Source organism: Streptomyces sp. NPDC057302 (assembly GCF_042667685.1).
Classification (GTDB): domain Bacteria; phylum Actinomycetota; class Actinomycetes; order Streptomycetales; family Streptomycetaceae; genus Streptomyces.
The window spans coordinates 1-23566 of sequence record NZ_JBHUZJ010000010.1; the positions used below are offsets into that span (position 1 = coordinate 1).

Annotated in this window: 23 protein-coding genes; 21 read left to right on the forward strand and 2 right to left on the reverse strand. The window is 67.8% G+C overall.

Features of this window, described 5'->3' with window-relative positions; genetic code table 11:
- The 14 genes from ACFUPX_RS10145 to ACFUPX_RS10210 form a co-directional block, all read left to right on the forward strand.
- Positions 1–1185: glycoside hydrolase family 15 protein (locus ACFUPX_RS10145; RefSeq protein WP_383319062.1), on the forward strand; the 1185-nt coding region annotated here is incomplete at its 5' end.
- 104 nt (positions 1186–1289) lie between these two features.
- On the forward strand, positions 1290–1763 hold the full coding sequence (locus ACFUPX_RS10150; protein ID WP_383319065.1) for a hypothetical protein: 474 nt from the start codon (positions 1290–1292) through the stop codon (positions 1761–1763).
- 92 nt (positions 1764–1855) lie between these two features.
- Entirely contained in the window at positions 1856–2437 is a 582-nt protein-coding gene (locus ACFUPX_RS10155; RefSeq protein WP_383319068.1) for a hypothetical protein, read from the forward strand.
- A 106-nt stretch (positions 2438–2543) separates the two neighbouring features.
- The gene (locus ACFUPX_RS10160; RefSeq protein WP_383319071.1) at positions 2544–4073 is read left to right on the forward strand and encodes an ATP-binding protein; all 1530 of its coding nucleotides are present in this window, start codon (positions 2544–2546) and stop codon (positions 4071–4073) included.
- Positions 4070–4477 carry a roadblock/LC7 domain-containing protein gene (locus ACFUPX_RS10165; RefSeq protein WP_383319074.1) on the forward strand — a complete coding sequence of 136 codons (408 nt, stop codon included), beginning with the start codon at positions 4070–4072 and terminating at the stop codon, positions 4475–4477. Before ACFUPX_RS10160 ends, ACFUPX_RS10165 begins: the two co-directional genes overlap by 4 nt.
- Before the next feature lies 1 nt (position 4478).
- Positions 4479–4865: a DUF742 domain-containing protein gene (locus tag ACFUPX_RS10170; RefSeq protein WP_383319077.1), complete on the forward strand. Its 387-nt coding sequence runs from the start codon at positions 4479–4481 to the stop codon at positions 4863–4865.
- A 13-nt stretch (positions 4866–4878) separates the two neighbouring features.
- Positions 4879–5445: an ATP/GTP-binding protein gene (locus tag ACFUPX_RS10175; RefSeq protein WP_383319080.1), complete on the forward strand. Its 567-nt coding sequence runs from the start codon at positions 4879–4881 to the stop codon at positions 5443–5445.
- A 55-nt stretch (positions 5446–5500) separates the two neighbouring features.
- On the forward strand, positions 5501–6094 hold the full coding sequence (locus ACFUPX_RS10180; RefSeq protein ID WP_383319083.1) for a GAF domain-containing protein: 594 nt from the start codon (positions 5501–5503) through the stop codon (positions 6092–6094).
- Between the two features lie 36 nt (positions 6095–6130).
- Positions 6131–7357: an acyl-CoA dehydrogenase family protein gene (locus ACFUPX_RS10185; protein WP_383319086.1), complete on the forward strand. Its 1227-nt coding sequence runs from the start codon at positions 6131–6133 to the stop codon at positions 7355–7357.
- Between the two features lie 21 nt (positions 7358–7378).
- Positions 7379–7918, forward strand: coding sequence for a hypothetical protein (locus tag ACFUPX_RS10190; RefSeq protein ID WP_383319089.1), 540 nt, complete (start codon positions 7379–7381; stop codon positions 7916–7918).
- A gap of 5 nt (positions 7919–7923) precedes the next feature.
- Positions 7924–8796, forward strand: coding sequence for a helix-turn-helix transcriptional regulator (locus ACFUPX_RS10195; RefSeq protein ID WP_383319092.1), 873 nt, complete (start codon positions 7924–7926; stop codon positions 8794–8796).
- Between the two features lie 197 nt (positions 8797–8993).
- A complete protein-coding gene (locus ACFUPX_RS10200; RefSeq protein WP_383319095.1) occupies positions 8994–10298 on the forward strand; it encodes an MFS transporter in 1305 nt (434 codons plus the stop codon).
- 176 nt (positions 10299–10474) lie between these two features.
- Positions 10475–11368, forward strand: a complete 894-nt coding sequence (locus tag ACFUPX_RS10205) for an endonuclease/exonuclease/phosphatase family protein (protein ID WP_383319098.1) — start codon at positions 10475–10477, stop codon at positions 11366–11368.
- Positions 11365–12699 carry a protein-L-isoaspartate O-methyltransferase gene (locus ACFUPX_RS10210; RefSeq protein WP_383319101.1) on the forward strand — a complete coding sequence of 445 codons (1335 nt, stop codon included), beginning with the start codon at positions 11365–11367 and terminating at the stop codon, positions 12697–12699. Before ACFUPX_RS10205 ends, ACFUPX_RS10210 begins: the two co-directional genes overlap by 4 nt.
- A gap of 177 nt (positions 12700–12876) precedes the next feature.
- Here ACFUPX_RS10210 and ACFUPX_RS10215 read toward each other — a convergent pair whose 3' ends face one another.
- Entirely contained in the window at positions 12877–14343 is a 1467-nt protein-coding gene (locus tag ACFUPX_RS10215) for a peptide deformylase (protein ID WP_383319104.1), read from the reverse strand.
- Between the two features lie 270 nt (positions 14344–14613).
- On the opposite strand from ACFUPX_RS10215, the gene ACFUPX_RS10220 reads away from it, so the two are divergent.
- The 7 genes from ACFUPX_RS10220 to ACFUPX_RS10250 all read left to right on the forward strand — a co-directional run bounded on the left by ACFUPX_RS10220 (position 14614) and on the right by ACFUPX_RS10250 (position 22591).
- The gene (locus ACFUPX_RS10220) at positions 14614–15861 is read left to right on the forward strand and encodes a methyltransferase domain-containing protein (protein WP_383319107.1); all 1248 of its coding nucleotides are present in this window, start codon (positions 14614–14616) and stop codon (positions 15859–15861) included.
- An 80-nt stretch (positions 15862–15941) separates the two neighbouring features.
- Complete coding sequence (locus ACFUPX_RS10225; RefSeq protein WP_383319110.1) at positions 15942–16658, forward strand: uracil-DNA glycosylase family protein; 717 nt, start codon at positions 15942–15944, stop codon at positions 16656–16658.
- A gap of 89 nt (positions 16659–16747) precedes the next feature.
- Positions 16748–17521, forward strand: a complete 774-nt coding sequence (locus tag ACFUPX_RS10230; protein ID WP_383319113.1) for a nucleoside 2-deoxyribosyltransferase — start codon at positions 16748–16750, stop codon at positions 17519–17521.
- A 160-nt stretch (positions 17522–17681) separates the two neighbouring features.
- Positions 17682–19454, forward strand: coding sequence for an AMP-binding protein (locus tag ACFUPX_RS10235; protein ID WP_383319116.1), 1773 nt, complete (start codon positions 17682–17684; stop codon positions 19452–19454).
- The gene (locus ACFUPX_RS10240) at positions 19451–20587 is read left to right on the forward strand and encodes a beta-ketoacyl synthase N-terminal-like domain-containing protein (protein WP_383319119.1); all 1137 of its coding nucleotides are present in this window, start codon (positions 19451–19453) and stop codon (positions 20585–20587) included. The genes ACFUPX_RS10235 and ACFUPX_RS10240 overlap by 4 nt, the downstream gene beginning before the upstream one ends.
- The gene (locus tag ACFUPX_RS10245; protein ID WP_383319121.1) at positions 20584–21552 is read left to right on the forward strand and encodes a beta-ketoacyl synthase N-terminal-like domain-containing protein; all 969 of its coding nucleotides are present in this window, start codon (positions 20584–20586) and stop codon (positions 21550–21552) included. Before ACFUPX_RS10240 ends, ACFUPX_RS10245 begins: the two co-directional genes overlap by 4 nt.
- A gap of 40 nt (positions 21553–21592) precedes the next feature.
- Entirely contained in the window at positions 21593–22591 is a 999-nt protein-coding gene (locus ACFUPX_RS10250) for an alpha/beta fold hydrolase (RefSeq protein ID WP_383319124.1), read from the forward strand.
- A gap of 77 nt (positions 22592–22668) precedes the next feature.
- Here the strand turns inward: ACFUPX_RS10250 and ACFUPX_RS10255 are convergent, their stop codons facing one another.
- Complete coding sequence (locus ACFUPX_RS10255; protein ID WP_383319127.1) at positions 22669–23064, reverse strand: hypothetical protein; 396 nt, start codon at positions 23062–23064, stop codon at positions 22669–22671.
- Positions 23065–23566 lie beyond the last annotated feature (502 nt).

The window sequence follows — 23566 nt, forward strand, 5'->3', positions numbered from 1 at the left end:
GGCGGCATCGTCGCGGCGCCGACGACCTCACTGCCGGAGGACATCGGCGGCTCCCGCAACTGGGACTACCGCTACACGTGGCTGCGCGACGCCGCCATCACCCTGTCGTCGCTGCTGCGCACCGGATATCGCGAGGAGGCCCGCGCCTGGCGCGAGTGGCTGCTGCGCGCGGTGGCGGGCGACCCGGAGAACCTCCAAATCATGTACGGCATCGCCGGCGAGCGCGAGCTCGGCGAGACCGAACTGGACTGGCTGCCGGGCTTCGAGGACTCCACGCCGGTCCGCGCGGGCAACGGCGCCGCGCACCAGCTCCAGCTCGACGTGTACGGCGAGGTCACCGAGGCCCTGCACCTGGCGCACGGGGCTGGGCTGGATCCCAACGACTATGCCGCGCAGTTGCAGCTCCGCCTTATCCGCCACTTGGAGACCGCGTGGAGGCAGCCCGACGAGGGCATCTGGGAGGTGCGCGGCCCGCGCCGCCACTTCGTGCACTCCAAGGTGATGGTGTGGGTCGCCGTGGACCGCACCATCAAGCTCATCGAGTCCGGTGACGCGGACGGCCCCCTGGAGAAGTGGCGCGAGCTGCGCGACGACATCCACCGGGACGTCTGCGAGAAGGGCTACGACAAGGAGCGGAACACGTTCACGCAGTCGTACGGCTCCAAGGAGCTGGACGCCTCGCTGCTGCTCATCCCGCAGATGGGTTTCCTGCCGCCCGACGACAAGCGCGTCATCGGCACGATCGAGGCGATCCAGCGGGAGCTCTCGACGCCGGACGGCTTCATCCTGCGCTACCCCACCACGGGCGACGACGCGGGCGTGGACGGGCTCGAAGGCGACGAAGGCGCCTTCCTGGCCTGTTCGTTCTGGATGGCGGACGACCTGGCGATGATCGGCCGCGTCGACGAGGCCCGCAGGCTCTTCGAGAAGCTGCTCGCGCTCCGCAACGACCTGGGGCTGCTCGCCGAGGAGTGGGATCCCCGGCTGCAGCGCCAGGTCGGCAACTTCCCGCAGGCGTTCAGCCACGTCGCCCTCATCGACACGGCACTGCGGCTGACGGCCAGCGGGGCGTACGGCGTCACCACGGCGCCACACCTCGCCCAGGCTGTGTGGCCGCCTGCAGTCACCCGCCCGCCGTTCACGCAGGCTGCCCGCCGAAACCACCTGGCGCCCACACGCGCCTGACCCGCGCGGTGAGCGGATCACACCATTGGCGCCCTCCTACCGCCACATTCAGGGCCCTCTCGCCCTGGGACCTTTCTGATATTCGACCCGACCAGGAACCTGAGATGACCACTACGCCCGCTGTTGCCCTTACCTCGGCGCAGAAGGAGATCGCTCTCCGGCTTGTCGACGGCACCTTCGACAAGCTCGCCGCGCACAGGAACCGCTCCCCCGTCACGATCCGGGGTCATCTGTCCCGTGTGCGAATCCGCGTGGCAGCGCCCGGCTCCTCGCGCGCGGCTCTGGCGCACGTGCTGCTGTTCACCGGTCAGGTGCCGCCGCCTGCCCCCGACAGGCCTGCCCCCGACTTCACCGATGCCGACCAGCTGCTCATGCGCGCACTCGCCCACCACTCCCGGGCAAGAACGATTGCCGAGGTGTGCGGTCTGCCCCTGAGGGGCTTGCGGAACCGCATCGATGAGCTGTGTACCAAGTCCGGTGCCGCTGATCCCGCCCACCTGGTGGCCCTGGGACATTCCTGGCAGGTCCTGGCGCCCGCTCCGATGACCGCCGAGCCCAGCAGCGGAGCGACGCAGTGAGCGGCATCCACCGGTCGCCGCAGCACGATGCAGCAAAAGCGGCACCAGCGCCGGCACCGTCTTGGCCCACGACTCTCCCCTCCGCCTACGTGATGCGTCCCGTACGCACCGCGGCCGCCCGCGCCGAGGTGGAAGCGCTGATGGAGGACCGCCGACAGTGGCAGGCCAAGCGCGGCTACACCGATGCCCGCCAGCACTGCCCGGATGCGGACACCGACGAGGTGGGCCTCTACGAGGACGACGTCCTCATCGGTTACCTGCACCTGCACCTGCACCGCGAACCGGTCCTGCAGCACTGGGGACGCGGGGGCAGTGAGCCAAGCGTGCTGCTCTGCGATGCGTACGGTGTCCCGGGCCGGGACGACAGCATCGGCCGGCTCATGACGCTGTGGGCCACCGACTTCGCCGCGCGCAACGGCTGCACCTGGGCGCGGTGCGAGGTCCGTGAGCCGAAGCCGAGCAGCGTTGCCGTGCCCGGGCGCCTGAGTGCCTTCCTCCGCAGTGAATGCGGCTGGGAGCAGACGAACTTGTACTTCCTGCCCAGCGGCGAGCGTGTGGTTCATCTGCAGGCCAGAGCCCTGGACCGGCGTGGTCTGGCGCCGATGATCCGCTGCGAGATTCCGGTACCCGGCCCTTCGGTGACGGCGGTCGAGGGCGAGGCGAGACATGCCTGACACCACAGCGCCCGCGCATGCCCGTCAACACCTCACGGGCCGTCGTGCGGCAGCACCGAGCACGTTGAGCCGGAGATTGCGTCGCATCGCGGTCCTACCGGCTCTGGTGACGGTGCCGATGCTACTCATCGCCATCTATCTGACGCGTGATCCTGCCCGCCAGATCTCACACGGCTGGCTGATCTGGGCCGCTGTGACGAGCGCGTGCGCTCTCGCCTCGGCAGTGGCCTGGTCGATGAGCACGTCCGTGGCGAACACGCTCCAGCACCAAGCCAAGCTCGACGCGCAGTGGGCCAGCCAGTTACGCGAAGGGCTGCCGCAGACGTTCAAGGACATCCATGCCTGTATGGATCAAGTGCACCGCGGGGAGCAGCCGCAGATCCGTGCCCTGCCGGACGCGAGTCCCGGCCATCATCCGCTGGCACAACTGGCCCGCGCCTGGGACGCTTTCGTGCACGATATCCAGGTCTTGGTGGCCAACAGCTCGGCGGACAGGGACCGGGCTGCACTGCTGGTGCTCGGGCGTCGCATGCTGGGGCTTTCCAACCAGGCCATCAGCGGATTTGATGACCTGGAGCGCAACACCGAGGATCCCGAGGTGTTGCGCGGGCTGTTCGTCCTTGACCACAAGACGACCCGCATGCGGCGTTTCGCCGACAGCCTGATCATCCTGGGAGGCGGCGCACCCCAGGAGCCCCGGGAGCCGGCCGCGCTGTCGCTTGTCCTGCAGCATGCGATCCAGGAGGTCGAGGACTACCGCCGTGTCGAGGTGATCGCGCCGATCGACACCACCGTCCGGGGCCGCGTCACGGGCGCACTGGCGCACCTGCTGGCCGAACTCATCGACAACGGCCTCAACTTCTCCCCGCCCGAGCATCCGGTGAGGGTGCGCCTGACGCAGGCTCCCGCGGGAGCCTGCGTCGAGATCGAGGACCGCGGTACCTCGATGCCGACCGCCACCCTGGAGCACCTCAACCAGCTGCTGGCAGGCACCGCGCACCACACCAACGAGTACGTCCGCGACGGACGCCTGGGGATCTGGGCTGTGTCCGACCTCGCCCAGCGCTATGGCCTGCGCGTGCACCTGGAAACCAACGTGTACGGGGCGATCACCGCCGTCGTCGTGATCCCGGCCCCTCAGCTGCACGAGAGCGACGCATCACCGCGACCCCACCGGACGTCCGCATCCGCGCCTGCGAAGGCACCGTCTGCGACGTCCTCGCCCCCCGGTGCCGGTGACAGCTCCGCAGGGCAGATGCCCGCGGAAACCACCCTCGCGCTCTCGGTCGTCCACCCGACGGATCCCACCGCCGGTTCAGCCCAAGCAAGCCCGAAAGCACCGCTGCCGCAACGGCACGTTCCCCGGCCGCCGGAGCACGGCCACCCCGCCGCGGCGGAGCCAGCAGCCCGGACACCGCTACCGGCACGCGACCCCTCAAAGTCCTACCGCCATCCCGAACTGCAGGACCAGCAGCAGCGCCCGGCCGCCTCCCGAGAGAGCGCGCCCGATCCAGGCGTAGTGCGTGCCTTCGCCCAGGGAGTCGACCGGTCCGCGCCCGAGCCCTTTGCCACAGCCCCTGACGCCGAAGCCGAAGCCGACCCGACCAACCCTCACCAGCACGGAGGACGAGCATGACCACCCCCACCGCTCCGCCTATGGACTGGCTCTTGCAGAACTTCGTGAACAAGACCCGTGGTGTGCGCTCCACGCTGGTCACCTCCAATGACGGGATGCTGGTCAGCCAGGTGAATCTCGGCGATCACGCCTCCGGACTCGCCGACGTCCTCAGCGCCCTTGCGAGCGGTGTGCACTCCCTGGCCAAAGGTGCCAGCAAAAGGCTCGGAAGCGACGGCGTAGTGGATCAGGCCCTCATTCAGATGAAAGACACCAACCTGCTGGTCATGGAGGCCGGTTCCGGGGCACTCTTGACGGTGGTCAGCGAGCCCGGAGCCGATATCGGCCAGATCCACTACGAGATGGCGCTGCTGGCCAAGCAGGTGCCGCAGAGTCTGTCCGTGCCCGCGCGGCAGCGCATCTGACATGAGCGGGCATACGGCCGCACAGGGGGCTGGGGACGGTCTGGGACCGCTCCGTCCCTACCTCCTGGTGCGGGGCCGCTCCGAGCCGTCCCGAGACCTTGACCGCACCACCCTGGTGGTCATCGCCACCGTCGGTGCTCCTCATGCGGCCCCGCAGCCCTACTACCTGCCGATCCTCGAAACCTGCCGGTTGGGCGCCTGCTCCCTCGCACAGATCGCCGGAACGATCGGCCAGCCACTCCAAGTCGTCAAGATCATGGTCTGTGACCTGATGGACGACGGCTACCTCGCCACTCCCATGCCAGCCGGCCTGCGCGATCCCTCCGAGGCAGGCAAAGACCCACGCATCCTGGAGGACGTCCTCAATGGCCTACGCAACCTGCCCTGACACCGCAACGCCCATGGCGGTGGCAGTCAAGGTCGTCATCGCCGGTGGTTTCGGCGTCGGGAAGACGACCCTGGTCGGCGCGCTCAGCGAGATCGAGGTGTTGCGGACCGAGGAGGTCATGTCCGTGGCTAGTGAGGATGTTGACCACCTGACCGGGACCGAACCGAAAACCACCACCACCGTGGCCATGGACGTCGGACGCATCACGCTGCCCGTGAGGAGGACAGAGTTCGACTACGAGGTGCAGGTGATGCTGTTCGGCACGCCTGGACAGGACCGCTTTTGGTTCATGTGGGACGACCTGACCCGCGGCGCGCTCGGAGCGATTGTCCTGGCCGACACCCGACGGCTGAAGGACTGCTTCGCCGCCGTGGAGTACTTCGAGGTGGAGGACATCCCCTTCCTGGTCGCCGTCAACCACTTCGAGGGCGCCGAGCCCTATCCCGTGTCCGAAGTGCGGCACGCACTGGGCCTCGCCCCGGCCGTCCCCCTGCTGACCTGCGACGCGCGAAACAGAAGCTCGGCACATGACGTACTGATCGAACTCGTCACGCACGCACACCACCGCGCCAGCACATGAAGCTGACACAACTCCCGACCAGCCCCTTGCGGCTGCCACCTCCGAGGAAGTTTTGATGCCCACCTACAACATCGCGACCGGTCGCCACGATGCACCCATCGACCGGGAACTCCCCAAGCGCCTGGCCCTGCTGGAGGAACTGGGGCTGAACGACCGCCGCCCGATGCAGGAACTGGACGCACTCGCCAGCCGCTTCGCCGAGGCCGCCAGCGCGCTCACCGGCGGTCGGGAGCTGGACGGCATCGTCAACATCATCACCCACGACCAGTTCTTCGCCGGACTGTCCACACCACGCGCGGCAGGCGGCCACAGCACCGGACAAGCCTGCGCGCCCCACACCGCGCGCACCATGAGCCGCACGGAAGGCTGGTGCGTGTACACCCTCGACCGCCGTAAAGCCTTTCCGCTGAACAACGTTCTCGACTACCCCCGCAGCGCCGGCAACGGCGCCATGCACAAACTCGGCGTCAAGACCTACCTGGGTGCCCCGATGATCCACCAGCCCACGGGGATCAGCCTCGGCACGGCCTGCGTCATCGGCAGGCAGGAGACCCAGTGGGACCGCGAGGCGGTCGACCTCAGCAAGCGCTTCGCGGAGGAAGCGGTCGCACTGCTCGCACCTCACACATCCCGCACAGCGCTGATCTGACCTGCGACCACTGCCACTGACAGGGAGGGGAACCAGATGATATCCGAGGTCGAGCCATACCTGAGCGAGGAGCAGAAGTGTCTGCGGGCACTGGTCCGCGATTTCGCCCGGGAAGAGATCGCGCCGCTCACCGCGCGGATGGAGGAGGCCGGCACGCACGTCGACCGCATCATCCCCGCCCTTCTGGCGAAGCAGGGCTGGACCGGTGTGCTCATACCCGAAGAGCCATACCGCGGGATGGGCGCCGGGCACGTCGCCAAGATGCTCCTGATCCAGGAGCTGTCCTACTGGTGCGGCGCGGCCGGCGCCACCTACCAGGCCTCCCTCATCCCCGCCTACGCCCTGCAGGTGCTGGCCAACCCCGAACAGCGGGCACAGTGGCTGCCGCAGATCGCCGCCGGACTCTGGATGACCATCGCCGTCACCGAACCTGACGCAGGCAGTGACATCCTCGGCATGACCAGCACCGCCGATCCCCAAAGCGACGGTTCCTGGGTGCTGAACGGCCACAAGTGTTTCATCGGTAACAGCCACATCGCCGGGCTGCACCTGATCGTCGCCCGCACCGGCAAACCCGGCAGCCGGGACACTCGCGCGCTGTCGGCGTTCCTCGTCGAAGCCGACCGCGACGGTGTCACCCTGGAGCTGCCCTCCTACGTCGGTCTGCATGGCTTCAGCGCCGGCACTCTCCTCCTGGACAACGTCCGTGTACCGGCCGCCAACCTGCTGGGCGACGAAGGTGACGGCATGGCCGCCGCGTACGGCGCCTCGGTGGTGTGCGGGCGTCTCAACCTGGCCGCGGTCGCGCTCGGCCTGCACCAGCGACTACTCGATGACACCGTCACCTTCGTCACCACCCGCCCACGCCGCGGCGGTCGCCTCTCCGACAATCCCGTCGTCCGCAACCACGTCGCCGAGATCCGCCATGGGCTCATGGCCTCCGAGTTGGCCACCTACCACGCCTCGGCTCTGCTCGACCGGGCGGTGCCATGCGATCCCGCGCTGCTCAACGCCAAACTCACGGCCAAGCGAGCCGCAGTAGCCGCAGCGCAGCAGGCCGCCGACCTCTTCGGCGGCTACGCGACCCGCACCGACTACCCCTTCGCCCGTCTTGACCGCGACATCCGCCATATCGCCGCGCCCGCAGGACCCGATGACATCCAGCTCCACCACCTGGGCGAAGCCACCCTTAGCAGTGAACGCGACCAGTGGTCACAGCTTTTCACCGCTCCCTCCACCACGCAGGCCACCAGCGTGGCCTGACCCCTTCCAAGGACACTCCACATGGACCACGATCGCGCCGCGCGCATCCCCGCAGATCACTCGCCCAACCCACCGGACAGTGACGCGAAGGCCGATAGCCTCACCGCTCTACTGGCGGGTGAGTACCCGCTGCGTCCGAGTCAGGACCCAACGCGTGTCTCCGCCCACCTCGACACCCTGCGCACCCACTACATGGGCGACCTACTCAAAGACCTCACGCAGGAACCCACCGTCACTCTCATTCCCTACGTGGTTGCAACCCCCGGTGAAAAGCGGCGCCAAGCGCTGGAGCAGCTGCGCCGGTGCGCCAGCCAGAAGCCTGGCTGGCATGTGACGGAGCACTCCTACTTCGACGACAACGACGCCGTATGGCGCTCCAGTGAGCAGCGGCATGGCCTGGCGGCAGCCTGCCGCTACGCAGTGATCGGCCCTGCCCACGGTCTCCTCGTCATGGGACGGTCCGCGATGCCGCTGGACAACTACGAGTACCAGCGCATCCTCCACTACTTCCACCAGCACCAGCGCTTCGTCGCTTTCGCGTCAGAGATGGCTGCAAGGTGAGCGGCATGACCCCACACCCCACGGCCCCCTCGGCTGGCGGGGTGGTCGCCGGAACATACCTGCGGTCCCTGCGCCATGACCGCCAACTGCCCCTCAGCTACGCGGCCGAGATCATCGGTGGTGGCTACGCGATGGCCCGCGAGATCGAAACGGGCTACCTCATCCCGGACGAAGCCATGGTGGAGGACCTGCTACGCGCATACGGCGTCGTCGGCGAGCATCACGCCCAAGCGCTCATGTCGTTGATCCGGGATGCCACCAAGGGCCGATTCGCCTGCCACGACGGCGGCCCCGGGTGGCTCTCACGTCTCCGGGCGTGTGAAGGATCGGCAAGCACAATCGTGGCCTACAGCGCCTGGTTCATCCCCGGCATTCTCCACACACCGGCATATGCAGCACTCTGGCGCAGCGTCCAGTTCGGGGCCCACACACCCACCGCTTCTGAGACCTCGGCCCGTGTCCTCCCCGCCGCTCCCGGCAAGCACATCACCGTGTTGCTGGACGAGTCCGTGCTGCTTCGGGCCATCGGAGGTCCCACGGTGATGGCCGACCAGCTCGCCCACGTCCTCGAGACGGTCGACAGCGGCGACGTTCGGGTTCGGATCGTTCCGATGTCCGCGCCCCTCGTCGTGCCCCCTGGCACCCTGAGCGAGCTCTCATTGACCCGGCAACGCCTGTACGTGGAAGAGGCACATGGGGTGGTCTACTCCACCGGGCCCGACGAGAGCCCCTTAAGAAACAGCATCCTGGAACACGCATTCCAGGTGTCGCTGTCCCCGGAGAACAGCTTGGCTCGCGTCCATGCAGCGCAGCGCAGTTTCGCGTCAGCAGCTGCCGCCGCGCCTGCTCCGCACACTGCCCATCGGAATGCGGAGTGATGGACCAGCGCCAGACGGGGATCCGCAGCGGATCAGAACGAATCGAAGGGATGCGTCTCTCTGTAGACGCTTCGCCACATCCATACGGGACCTGGATCAAAATGCGCACTGGCTCGCCATCCGAGACCTCACTCGGCGTGCGGGCACCCACGAAATCCGAATCAACAGCCACAGCAGTATCGGATACGCCACAGCGGATGAGCGTGACAAAGTGGAGTAGAGACTCGTGTAGGCCTCCTCAATTCGCTCACGACGCCGCACCGGGAGCCAACGAGGTTGCGCGCAGGGACTTGGGTTACTACCTCGCCTCTGTCGTGGTCCGGACACTTGGAATGGCCTTCACGTCAGTGGCCCTCCCCCTATTCGCGCTGATCCACCTCAGGGCCACCGTGGTGGAGATGAGCCTTCTGGTGGCGGCAGGTACGGCGCCGTCAGTGGTGACTGCCCTGGTGGCGGGGGCCCTGGTCGACCGGTATCGGCGGCTGCCGCTGCTCGTCTGGGGCAGAGCAGCAGGCGCTGCCATCCTTGCCGTTGTGCCGCTCGCGGCGATGACAGGGGCACTGTCCATGCCGATCCTCTACGGTGTGGCCCTCCTGCTCGCAGCAGTCAATGACGTTGTCGGCACGGCGTCGGTCAGCTATCCGCCAATGCTGGTAAGGCAAGAGCAGTTGGCGCAGGTCAATGCCCGCGTGTGGGAGCTATGGGCGTGTGCCCAAACCGCGGGCAAGCCTCTCGCGGTGGGGTTGATCGCCATTGCCGGCCCCTGTTGGGCGGTCGCGGTCGATGTCGTCGCCTATCTGGTCAGTGCCGTGTGCATCACCCGGATTCAGACGGCGGAGCCTCAGCCGCAGCCGCGTGAGCGCGGCAGCACCGTGTGGGGCGAGACGAAATCGGGCCTGCGATACACCCGGGCTGATCCGATCATGTGGAGGCTGCTGCTCTGCACGACCGTGATGAGGGTGTCCCTCACGGCCTGGGACACGCTGCTGCTGGTGCTCCTTGTCCAGCATCTGCACTACTCGGCGGTCACCGTCGGCCTGGTGGTGGGGTGCGGTGGAATCGGCGGCCTCGTGGGCGCGAAGTCTGCGCCTCGGTGGGGGGACGGTCCGCTCATGCAGTGCGCGCTCGCGATTCTGCCGCTCGCCATGCTGCTCGTGCTGCTCGTGCTGCTCGTGGGGACAGGGCCTGCGGTGCCGTATGTGATCGGAGCGGCTGTCGCGGTGTGGACCGCAGCAGCCGTCGCATACGGGTCCAAACAGAGATTCGTCTGCCAGGGCCGGTGCAGCCCGGAGTACCAAGGACGACTTCAGTCGGTCAGCACCTGGATCACGCTCACCCCGTGCGCAGTAGCCGTGCTGGCCGCCGGGCAGCTCGTCGAGCTGGTTGGCCTGCGCCCCGCCATGGCCTTCGCTGCCGTCACAGCGGTGAGTGCCTTCGCACTGGTTCGCTCTCCCGCCCGTCACCTGCGCGACAGTCCGAGCAGAAACATGGCGAAGGCGTAGAAGAGGGCTGGGCAGTCAACATGCCATTGTGCAGGCGCATTTGTCAGGCACACCGGACAGAGAGTCCAGCGCCCTCGCGCTGGGCCTCCCTCGCAATATCCCTGCCGGTCCAGCTCCTCCCATCGCGCAGACCGGGACGAGCGGCCCTCGACCAAGACTACGAAGAGAGCGAGCACGTGATGACCCCCTCCACTCAAGGCCAGATCACCCTCGTGTTCTGCAATATCAGGAAGGGCGAGCATGTCGAAGCGGCCTGCGAATGGATTCGCGAACAGACGCCGCATGTCGTGCTCTGGCAAGAGACGCAGGCCCGCGACCTGCTCCATGTCCAGGCCCGCCTCGAGATGCACGGATACCCGGCGGCGAGAACCTCGGCATCCGGAAACGACAATGTCATCTTCCTGCGCGACGACGGCCCGTTCGCAGTTACCCAGAAACACCGGCACCCGTGGGCTGGGTGGCACGCACCGGCGAATGTATCGGTCAGGATGCGCAACACCGACGGACAGCTCAGTCCCCGCTCACTGAGCCTGACCTCCGAGCATTCCTGCTACTGGTCGGCCGACAGGCGTATGGACGAGGCGAATTGGTACACCACCTTGGCCAAGGACGGGTGGCTGGCGATCGCCGCGGGCGACTGGAACGGATACGCCCAGAACGAGGGTCCGACCGAGGACGGTAGCCGCCGCACCGACGACCGTGGCGATCGGATCCTGACGGCGGCTGGCTTTGTCGACGCCGCACGGTGGGCGGCCGAGCATCTCGGCCTGTCCGACGCCCTCAAGCCAACCGCCGGCTACGGAAAGGAGAAGGCGCGCCAGGGCGGTGCCAGCCGCATCGACCGGGCCTACCTGAGTGAGGCCCTCGGCCCGGCCATTGAGACGTTCCGCATCGCGGACACTGAACGCACCCGGCGGATGTCGGACCACCTGCCCGGAGTCCTGACCCTGCACCGGCACATCTTGGCTGAATTGCTCAACAGCACCTCGGCCACCGGCAACCAGGGCAGCCCGGACGGCCCCAAGCATCCCCACGGTGTTCCCACTCTGCACCGGGATGAGACGTCATGACGGCGTCGAACGAGGCGGCTGGTCCGGGACGATCGGGCACCCCGCACACGCACATCGAACACCGCCCGGGACCGTCCTCACAGCCTCCCCCCGGCCCGGCCCGCACCAATGAGGTGCTCGGCACCGTGGCGGATCCGGTCACCGCACGGACGGCCATGGTGGCGCGGCTGGAGGGGGACGGGACGCTCGGGAGGGGCCGCGTGCGAGACGCTCTTCTGGCGCTGTCGTGCGAGGTGCTGATACCGCAGGCTTACGTGCGGCGCAGCGCTCCCGGCGAGAGGCCGGGGCGGTGGGATCTGCTGGACTGGACGGAACGGGAGGACCGCGGAGAACTGCTTTCCGTGCTGTACGGCGGGGCCAGCGTAGGGATCCAGCGCGACGAGGAGCCGATCCTGGGCCGGGCCCGCGGCACCAGTTTGACCGGGTCGATCACCTCAGCTTTCCCCGGGATGGGCCTGACCGCCTTCCTGCTCCGGGAGCTGGATCTTCTGCCCGGACAAAGGGTGCTGGACATCGGGACGGGCGCGGGGGTGATCGCCGCGGTGGCCAGTCACGTCTGTGGCCACTCGGGTGTGGTCACGGTCGCCCGGGACGCCCACGTGACGGATGCCGCCGGGGCCCGCCTAGCCGAACTCGGCTACTGGCCCACCGTGGTGAACGGCCCTGGCGATCAGGGCTGTCCTGCCGCTGCGCCCTACGACCGGATCTTGGCGTGCGCTGGGCCGCGTGTACCGGACGCGCTGGTTGAACAGCTGGCTCCGGGAGGCCGGTTGCTGGTGCACGTCATCACGACGTCGCCGTTGCGGCCGGGGCTTGCCGTAGTTACGCGGACTGCGAACGGCAAGGTCAGGGCGGAGCTACGAGCCTCGGACGGCGCCCACCATGGCGGGGACAGCACGAAGCTGAGTGTCCTCACGTCGGAGTTCCGCGCGCGGATAGCTACGGAGTCGGGTGACTGGACGCAGTGGAGCCGGTTGGCCCCGCCTGGGGAGACGGCACATGGTTTGTGGCTGGCAGTCGACCATCATCTGGGCGGGCTGGTGCGGGACTTCGACGATGAGCAGCTGCTGGTCGGCGCCCCCGCTTGTGGATCGTGGATGCGCGTGCGGCCCGAGGGCTATCACCGGTGGGCCGTTACCACCTCCGGCCCCCGCGACGTCTGGATGGAGATCCAGCGTGTGGCTGCCCGATGGCGGGCGGCTGGCCAACCATCTGTCTACCGGGTGCACGTCGACGGGCACGAGCAGTGGGTCAGCGGCGGTTCCGGCAACACGGAGATGTCCTGGCCGCTCCCCCTCCCGGACACGTCGCCTGTCACCGAGACCCCGTAGGCGTCGGTCGATGGTTTCCCTCGGGGCGGTGCGCCGCGGCCGCACGGTGAAGTCGGCCCCGCGCAGCGGGAGTACGGCAGTCGTACGTCCGCGTCCGGCCGCCCTGCCCGGAGCCCTAACTCATGTGGAGGCCCTATGCCGATCGTGCACGCCGCGCAGCCCGCATTCGGCCGTCTCTCAGCCGTACGTCCATCGCTGACCGGTTCCGCGGTACTCCTCCACCGGGATCGGCTCCATGCCCGCTCGCATGCGCTCGCGATACAGCACTCCAGCCAGGTGATCGACCTCATGGTGAACGAGCCGAGACAGACCGTGGGTGAACCGGGTCAAGTGCGTGGAGCCGTCCGCATCCTTGTGTTCGACGACGATGCTCAGCGGGCGGGGCACGAGGCCTCGCACGTCGAAGTAGCTCAGGCAGCCCTCGTACTGCTCGTCCTCGTCTTCGGCGGACTCGGCAACGGCAGCGTTCAGCAGCACGATCGGGTCCGCGCCCGCATCCGGCGGGATCACTACGGCGGCGGATCGGTCGATGCCAAGCTGGGGAGCGGCGATACCCATGCCCTTCCCGAACGTGTGAAGTTGGCGCACGCGGGCGACCGCGTCCATCAATGCGCTGACAACCTGCTTGGCCTCATCGGCCTCACCGGGAAGGTCGAAGGGGCGGGCGGGGCGGGCCAGGATGGGATCACCGTCCTGGACGATCCCGGCGTTGGCCATGGCTTGGCTCGCGGACAGGGTGCTCACGGGGCCGTTCTCTTTCTCGTCGACTGCGTTCTTCAGACGCCACTCAAGGCGGAAGCGGGCGTGCAGGGGCGGGTCGAGCGTTGTCCAGGAGAAGACACTCTGCTCGCCTCGCTCGGTGCGCCGCGGCGGCGTGCGCAGCGGCGCGAAGTCGGCGCTCATGGACGTTTCGGTTCCCCAGACGGACGGTTCGAGGTCACGGGGGAAGGTAAGTTCCACTGCCAGACGTCGGGTGGGGAGCCTCACCGCTCGCTGGAACCATGGGCCCCATTTCTCCGCGCCGACGGAGTACGAGTAGGCGATCTCCGCCTCCTGTCCAGGGTAGAGAGGGAAGCGGCTTCTCGGGTTTTGGAACTGCAGCCAGACTTCCTTGAACGCGTCCCGGTCGTGCTTGACGGTCCAGCCCATCGGCTCGTCTCCGCAGTGCGCCGTCAGCTGGAGCTCCTCCCAGGTCAGCGGGTTGCGGCGGTAGAGGGCGTTGGACCGTTCAGGCTCGGAAGGATATCGATCGACGGCAATGCGCACGAGGTAGCGGGTCACGGGATCGGTGCCGGTGTTGCGCAGGAGTCGTCGCATGCTCAGGTGGAAGCGGCCGTCGTAGCGGAGCGCTGCGTCGTCCTCCAGGACCAGCAGTCCGGAGCCGGATGGCGGCTCGCTCAACTCGGGAGCCTGCGAAGACGCATCGGTGCGTTGCCACGCCTGCCACAGGGCTCCACCTGCGTCGAGTTCTACGTCGGCGCGGCGCGCGAGCTGGGAGCTGCCGTGTTCGCGTCCGGACTCAAGGTGGCTCACGTACGAGGGGTCGATGTTGAGGCGCTGGGCGAGACCTGCCATCGACAGGCCCCGCACGTTGCGCCAGTGCTTGAGTTCCGCAGCGAACGACGCCCCTTCCTCTCTATCCAAGGTGGCTGTCCTCTCCGGGAGTTGCTGATGATCGTGAGTGAGCGCTCCTCATGGTCGCCTCATCCTGCCCGGTTGCAGCCCAATGGTGCTAGGCAACGGCCCCGGCGAACCTCCAGGACGGCGTACTCGTCGTCCTCCAACAGTTGCTACGGCGACCTCATCCGAAGTTCACGCTCCGTGTCACCCCGAAGGATGTCTCGTGAAGGTGATCACCCGCTTGGTTCTGCAAAACAACAGGAAGCGCAGTGCCGCCGAGGGGCAGAGGTCCAGATGAGTCCGAACAGTACCTACTGGATGAACCACGCCATTAGGGTCGCGCAAACGGCGCCATGCCCAGGTCGGCGGGTCGGCGTTGCGCTCGTTTCTGAACACGACGAGTTGATTTGTTTCGCCTTCGAGGGCGAAGTACGCGGCGCATCCTGGTATCGAATTCTGCGGCGCAGGATGCAAGAACTCGGAACACCCAGCGTTCATGGCGCATATCTGACGATAAACACCCTGTCAGCAGACGGCTCGTTCGAGCTCGGCGATCTCTTGAGGGAGGTGCGCGTTGACAGGGTCTACGTCGGTCTGCCAGATCCTGCGCTGACGACGTACCGAGACGACGATCCCGTCACCACACACGGCCAGGTCCACCGATTCCCCGATGACTTGCAGTGTCAGATTCTCAAGCAGAATCCGGACCTCTACGCCACGAGCGAGCAGAGCATCGAGTGCAACCCCCACTACTCCACACACCGCATCAGTAAGGCCGTCTCCAGGACGCTGACGTCGATGGGGTTGGCCCTCACCAGGAGCGATGTCAGCGCGAACCGGGGGAGGTTTGCGCTCGCTTCCTTCATTCGTCAGCGGTACGGGATCGAGCACGAGGAGGCTGTTCGCGTCGTGGGGGCCGCACTATCCGAGGCGTTCGATGCGAAATACGGCGCCTATGACGATGCGTTCGACGCTCGCTCCGCAAACGCGAGGTGGATGGACGACTTCATGGCGGTCTACAGCCAGTCGTCCCCACGCCCACTGTCTGCCGTCAACATCCTCAACGTCGGAGTCGGCGCCGGCCACGAAGCGTCTGCCCTGTTCACCGACTGCCCGGAGATAACGTTTGTCGACATCGCGGAAAGCGGCCTTGTGAACATAAGGCAACGCATTCCGGCATCGCGGACGGTCGTCTCCAGCGCCGAAAATCTGTCCGAACTCCCGGAAGGGAGTTTCGATCTCTATGTCTCCTTAAGGACATACAACTCGTCTTTCTTCGACACGCCCGCGGCGGCGTCAGAGGCCCACAGAATCCTGAAGTCCGGTGCGGTGATTATCGTCTCCGTGGCCAATGGATTCTTATACGCTCAGCGGGGCTGCGTCGTGCCAGGGTTGATTATCCCCGGCACTGAGTTCGTCGACCTCTACCGCGGAATGGACACGGCCAGACTGATCGGCGCGGAGCTGGAAAGCGCCGGTTTCAAGAACATCCAAATACGCCCAACCAGCACCGAGATTTACCTGTCGGCTACCGCCGGCTGACCTTGGCGGGCGGCACGGCCGGCAACGACCGCGCTGTGCAGCGCAGCTGGCGTGAAGGCGTGAAGGAAGGAACTACTGCAATGAGCGGGCACACGACCGTCGCCGATCAGATCCTGCAGTTCAACGAGGAACTCGCGGAGACGACGCTTCAACTTCCGCCCGGATACGCGGTCCTCAACCCGTTCAGCGGCCCCCAGAAAGAGCGTGTCCTCGAAGTGACGACCGCTTTTTATCGCAAGTACTTCAACGACAACAGGCCACGCCGTCTCGTGCTGGGGAGCTCACCCGCCCGGCGGGGATCAGCCGTGACCGGGGTCCCGTTCGAAGACGCCAAGCTCCTCGCAAGCGAAACCGGAGTCGAGGTCGGCGGCTATGCGGTCAGTCGACCCTCCGCAGGGTTCCTGGACGACGTCATCAGCGGCTACGGGGGGCGGACCAAGTTCTACGCCGACTTCGTCATGAGCTTTGTGTGCCCCCTCGGACTGGTCAAACCGAATCGCCAGGGCCGAGAGGTCAACTGCAACTTCTACGACAACAAGAAGCTCTTGGGGATTCTACGTGATTTCCTTGTGGGCACCCTGGAACGCCAGCTCGCACTTGGAACCGACACGTCGGTGTGCTATTGCATCGGGGTCAGCGGGAACTTCGAGTTCCTCTCGGAGGTGAACGAGCACCAGCGCTTCTTCAAGAGGATCGTGCCCTTGGAGCACCCCCGCTTCATCACGCAATACAACGGTGGACGAAAAGAAGAGTTCATGGAGAAGTACCTCAGTGCTTTTCGCGGAGAAGGTGACTGACTGCGCCGCCCTCCGCAGCGCCTCCCACGGCTGACTCCTCACAGGATCGGCTTCCCACGCAACGAACCGAGAAGAAGGAGAACGGCACGGTGACGACACAGATCCTGGTCCACTTCGGCACGGAACGCGTCAGCCTCCACCGCCGTCACAGCGGCGAGCTGCAGCTGCTCACGAGGAAGCGGCTTCCCTTCAGAGCCGGCCTCACCGGCGAGGCGCTGGCCGACAGCGTCAGCGGGTTCTGCGCCGGGCTAAAGGAGTTCACCGAGGTCGTCGACACCAAGAGCACCCGGGTGCACGCCACCGGGGTCTTCCAGCGGCTCCCGCAGCCGGAAGCAGCCACGCTGGTCAACAGCTTCTTCGTCGACACGGGCCTCTACTTCAACATCGTCGGTCCGGAGCTGGAACGGTTCTACCTGGACGTGGCCGCGTCCGCCGGCGGTTCGGACGACATGGTGGAGGGCCTGATCCGGCAGGAGTTGCGGACGGCCGTCGTCTGCGGGAGCTTCCAGCAGTGCCTGGGGGACATCGAGGGCACCATCGCCCAGCTGCGCGAAACCGGCGCCGAGGTCCTCAGTCCGCGCAGTACCAGGATCAAGCCGGAGACCGAGGGCACCGACTTCATCCTCTTCGACTACCAGGACGAGCTGAAGAACGCGCGCGACACGTGGCGGCACAAGTACGTGCACATGGAAGCGTTCCGGCGTGCCGATGCTGTCGTCGTGTGCAACCCGGGCGGTCGCGTCGGAAGCGGCACCGTCTTCGAGCTCGGCTTCCTGGCCGCGCTCGGCAAGAGGGTCATCTTCACGCAGGAGCCGCGGGGCGTGTCTGTCTCCTTCCCCTGCGAGGTGGGCCTGGGCGCCTGAGTAGCCCGCGGAGGGCTGCGCACCCCATCTCGTTCCCGCACCTTCGCCCGGATCGAGGCTGGAGTTGGCGCCGTTCCAGCACGTGAGCCGCCTGCTCGTACTCCCTGTTCACCCCGAACCCCACTCTTCGGCTACGAAGATTCGGAAAGGACTCCCGCCGGTGAAAGACATCGACATAGCGCGCGCCAGGCTGCGAGAGATCGTTGCGTCTGTCCTGGAGGTGGACGAGGAAGCCGTCGCGCCTGGTGCCCTGTTCTATGAGGAGCTAGGCATGAGCTCGTTGGAGAAGGTCGCGGTCGTGGTCGCGGTTGAGCGCGAAATCGGGGCCCTGTCCGCGCAGGAGGCGGCAGCGTTCACCAGCCTGGACACCGCGGCGGCTGTGCTCGCCGCGCGGGCGGCAGACCCTCAGGGCGTCACCCTGCTCGACCACCTGGTGGGGTGCCACGTCGGTGCCGGGCGGGGTGACCGGACCAGCTACCTCGACCCTCAGGTCGGAGAGGTCACTTACGCCGATCTCTGGGACGCAGCCCGCGGCTATGCGGGCACGGTGCGGGCCGCAGGCGTCCCCAGGGGCACCCGCGGCCTGCTGGTCGCCGATGACTCCGTGGCAACCGTCGTCGCCGTCCTCGGCCTGTGGTGGCACGGCTGCGTCCCCGTGGTGATCAGCCCGATGCTCAGGGACGACGAAGTCCGTTACATCGCTGTGGACTGCGCCGCCGCGATGGTGCACCTGGATGCGGCCCCCGCGCGCCAGCATGCCCTGGAGAAGCTGTTCGCGACGACCACTCAGCTCACCGGCGCCGACATCCGCACCGCGTTAGCCAGGGGCGTGCCAGGCCTCACACACGGCGCGGAGGTGATCCTGCCCCCAGCGAGGTGGAGTGCGGAGGGTGAGGCGCTGGTGCAATACACCTCGGGCAGCACCGGCAGACCCAAGGGAGTTCGGCACTCGGCGGGCGCGATCGCGGCCGTGTCTGACGGCATCGGAACCGTCCTGGCGCTGACCCCGGAGGACACCGTGCTGTCCAGCGCACGGATGAGCTTTGGCTACGGCTTCGGCAGCTCCGTCCTGTGCCCGCTGGCGGCCGGCTCCCGCGTCGCGCTCATCAGCGGCACCGTCGACGTGCACTCCGTCGCCGCCGCGATGCAGCGCCACCGGCCCACCGTGCTGTTCTCCGTCCCCCGGCTGTATGCCGCGCTGGTGAACACCCCCGGAACGCTCATCCCCGACTCTGTGCGGCTGTGCGTATCGGCGGGCGAGAACCTGCCGGGCCCGCTCAGCAAGAGGATCCGTACCGCTTTCCAGGCCCAGCTGTACAACGGCCTCGGCGCCACCGAAGTCCTCTATACCGTCGTCGGTACGCCACTGGGGAACGAGCAACCGGGCACGTTCGGGGTGCCGGTGCCCGGGATCACCGCGACCGTCCGCGGCGCGGACGGAACGCCCGTCTCCGACGGCCAGGAGGGCCGACTGCACATCGCCGGACCGACGGTTGCCCTCGGCTACATCGGATGTCCAGAGGCCGCAGCAGTCACGTTCGCCGACGGCGGCGCCTACACCGGCGACCTGGTGTGCCGCGCCGAGGACGGCACGTTCACTCATCTGTGCCGCACCGACGACCTGCTCAACCTGGGCGGCTACAAAGTCGTCCCGGGCGAGATCGAGACGGTCCTGCGTGCCGTGGACGGGGTTGAGGAATGCGTGGTGGCCGGCGGTCGCGACGCCGACGGTCTGGAGCAGGCGGTGGCGTTCCTGGTGGCCCGGCCGGGAGTTGACGCGGCCGTGGTGCGGCGCGCGGTGCTCGCCGCGATCCGTGGCCGCCTGGCCGCGTTCAGGCGCCCCGCCCGTCTGGAGTTCCTCGACAAGCTGCCGACCACGTCGACCGGCAAGCTGGCCGTCGGGGAACTGAGGAAGGCGGCCACGCAACCGTGACCTGGGACCTCACGGGCATGGCCGCCATCGCCAACATCGGCGTCAGCCCTCAGCAGATCTTCGCTGCGCTGTGCGCGGGCCAGGAGAGCCGCACACGCCTCAGAGCGTTCAACCCGGACCAGTACCGCGCGGCCTACGCCTACGAGATCGACGACCGGCCCGCAGGCGGCGGCGATATCGCGCGGCGCGCCACCCGCTGGCTCACCACCGTCGTGCGCCAGGCCGCCGCCGACGCAGGCCTGGGCCAGGACCTGTCCCAGGTGCCCGTGCTGGTCGGGACGACGATGCGGGAGCAGCGCAGCCTCGAGTTGTGGTGGCGCGACCAGGCGGACGTCGCCCTCGAAGACCTGCACTTCGGCACCGCCCTGAGCAAGGCCTTCGGGGCGTCCACCACGTACACCTTCGCCAACGCCTGCTCGGCCACGCTGTACGCGCTCGCCATGGCCACCGACCTAATTGAGCTGGGCGTGGCCGACACGGTGGTCGTCGCGGGCACCGACGCCGCCACCGAGAGCGGCTTCGGCACGCTCGACCGGGTACAGAACGACCTCCCCGACGCGCTGCGCCCCTTCGACACCACCCACAAGGGCATGCTCATGGGCGAAGGCGCGGCCGCCCTCGTCGTACAACGCGCCGGGACCGGGACCGGGCCCGTGCACGCCCGGCTGCGCGGTGTGTCCGCGAACTGCGACGCCCGCCACGCCACCGCACCCGACCCTGACGGCATCACCCGAGCGGTGCTCGACGCCTACCGCAGGGCCGGGGTGCGGGCCCGGGACATCGACCTGGTGATGCTGCACGGCAGTGGCACCCCCCTCAACGACGCGACGGAGTCGAGCGTCCTGCGCCGCGCCTTCGACGGCTCCGAGCGCCGGCCGCTGATGACCGCCATCAAGGCAATGACCGGCCACACCCTGGGCGGATCGGGACTGCTCAGCCTGCTGATGGCGGTGCTCGCCATGAAAGAGGGAACGGTCCCCCCGATCTTCGGACTCGCCGATCCGATCCCCGAGGCCGCAGGACTGCGCCTGGTTCAGGGATCGGCTGCCTCCGGCGACCTGGCCCTGGCGCAGATCGACGCGTTCGGCTTCGGAGGCATCAACGCCGTCGCGATCGTGGAGGCAGCCCGATGAGCACGAAGAGCACCACGGATAGGCGGAACACGAACAGCCGGGAAGTCGTCGTCACGGGTATCGGACTGGCGCTGCCCGGAGTCGCGGCGCCCCGCGACCTCCTCGGTCCCCTGCCCGGGGTGGGCTGCTTCGACCTGGGCACCGGACTTATCGGGCGCGAGCTGCGCAACAAGGACCGCGCGTCCCGGCTCTCGCTGCGGGCCGCCGAGTTCGCCCTCCACGACGCTGGTCTGACCGACGCCGACGGCGTCTTCATGGGCGCGGCTGATGCGACCGCCGTCGTGGTCAGCACCAACCTGGGCAACGCGGACTACGTCTGCGACGCCACCGACACGATCGCCAGAGAAGGCGTCAGGGGACTCAGCCCCTTGGGCCTGCCCCAGACCTCGAGCAACGTCATCGCCGGTTGGGTGGCCATCCGCTACGGGCTGCGTGGCCCCAACGTGACCGTCTGCAACGGCGCCACGAGCGGTCTGGACGCCGTCGCCTGGGCAAGGAACCTCATCATGGCCGGGCGCGCCGAGACCGCCGTCGTCGTCGGCGTCGAACCAGTCAATGACGTGACGAGGAAGCTGCTCGGCGAGCGGTCCACGGACGCGGCGATCGCCATCATTCTCGAACCGGCGCACGCAGCCGCTTCCCGTGGCGCGCGGCCGCGCGCCACCATCGCCGGATACGCACGGACCCGCGACTACGCCACGGCGGTGTCATCCGCCGGCGTGCGAGACGAGAAGCCCATCGGACTGTGGCTCGTCAGCCAGGCGGACACCGAGGCGTACCAGCTGCTCGCCGCCACGCCTCGGATCGACCTGGAAGCCCAGCTGGGCCCGCTGTCCGGGGCGCTCGGGGTCCTTCAATGCGCAGCCGCGGTCGCCCGGTTGGAGATGGATGCCACCCGGCACGTGCTGGCGACGGCGGGAGGGCCTCGCCATGACGCAGCAGCCGCTGTCCTGCTGACTCCCTGACTGACCACAGGCTCATCCGCGAGGAGCGAGGGGAACACCCATGACCACCCAGCCCGTGACCATTGAGGAGCTCCGCACCCTGATAGCCGACGCGCTGGAGACCGATCCACAGGAGGTGACCGACCAGGCGCACTTCGCCGACGAGCTCGGCATCGACTCGCTGCTGATGCTGGAGATCTCCACGCGCGTCGAGAACACCTACGACATCCCGGAGAACACCGTGGTCATCAGCGGTGCCACCACCCTCGCCGCACTGCACGCCTTCCTCACGCCGAAGGGCGCGGGCGCACCGTCGGCCGGCCCCGTCATCCGCCCCCGGCCGCTGACCGAACCGGCCGTGCGCCTGTTCCTGTTGCACCACGCCGGCGGCTCCCACCTGCTCTACCGAGGCTGGACGGAGCACTTCCCCGAGGACTGGGAGCTTTGTCTCCTGGAGGCGCCCGGCCGAGGCCAGTCTCCCCAGCTGCCCCTGATCGACAACTGCGACGAGCTGGTCGACTACTTCCACTCCGCCATCGCACCGCTGCTCGACCGGCCCTTCGGGATCTTCGGCCACAGCATGGGCGCCCTGATCGCCTACCAGCTCACGCGCCGGCTTCTCCACGAACGGGGCCCGCTACCCACCTGGCTGGGCGTGTCCGCCTACGGCGCCCCGCAGGCCTGCCCCGGCGCAACTCAGCCTCATCTGCTGGACGATGACGCGTTGCGCGGCTGGCTGCGCAACGCCGGCGCCAGCCCCCCACAGCTCCTCGACAACGAGGACGTGTGGCGTACGTTCGCCCCCGTGTTCCGCAGCGACTTCAAGCTCGTGGACACCTGGGCTCCTCCCCGTGAGCGTGGGCCGCTGCCCGTTCCGCTGACGGTGTTCGGGGGCCGCCACGACAAGGTCATCGGCGCTGAGCAGCTGCTCGCCTGGCGAGCGTTCACGACGCACTTCGGCGGACTCGAAACGTACGAGGGCGACCACTTCTATCTGGTAGCCCACCAACAGCCACTCGCGGCCGCCGTGACGGCCGCGATGCGGGTCGCCGCCTCATGAGCGCATCTTCACCGCTCCGCCCCTCCGCCGACAATCAGCCCGTGGGGCGCCCGGGTCAGGGGCGTAGAACCGGGCTGTCAGGCGCCGGGGTCGACCTCGGGATGCGTGAACCTCACTGGCTTGCCCAGCGACCGGGCGTAGACGATCTCGGCGCGGGTGCTGTCCCCGATGTAGTCACCCACGACGAGCACCTCATCAGCGAGAACGATCTTGGACCGGTGCAGTGCGTCGAGCCGGATCTTCAACGCCTGAGCCTCGACGGGGTCGGACCAAAGGTCATGCGACGACTTCATGTCACAGCCCGGCTTGACGACGATCTTCGCAGGACGAGCGATGGTCTCCAGCAGCTCGGCCTCAGCCATCTCGGCCATGAAGCGGGTGGAGCCGCAGATCACGACGATCCGCGGGATGTCCAGCTGCTTCTTCGCGTCGGCGAGTGCCGCCTCCGGGGTGCCCAACTGCGCGGATGCCACAGGTTCCTCCTGATCGTGCGGCCCGAGGGGAGCCTGCGGAGACGAGGTCCAAGAGCACCCAGCAGTGATCGGCAAGGGCGCTCTCGCGACGGAACTCTAGGCGACGAGCAGCACGGCCCCGCGCCCGCCCGTCGACTCCCGGCCGGGGCCGGGTCGCGCCGAACTGATCGCCTGTGGCGTGAACAGCGGGTGCCGGCCAGCAGGGGCACCTCGGCTCGGCCAGACTGCGCGGACTCGAGCCGCCTCACAGACATCGCCGAACGAGGGACGCGCGATCGGACCTTCGTGTTGACGGGCCGCCGGGTGGCAGCGAGGACGCTCCGCCACCCGATAGCGCTCCTCTGCGGTCCTCGCCCTCTGCGCGATCGGCGTCCCGCGTCTGCGATGGCGATCGCTGCGTGGGTCGTCGAGGAGACGGGCTTGGCCGATCGGATACGCAAGCCCCTGATCGGGTGCCGGACCTCGACGACCACTCGAACGTGTGAGTTCAACAGCGGTGCGG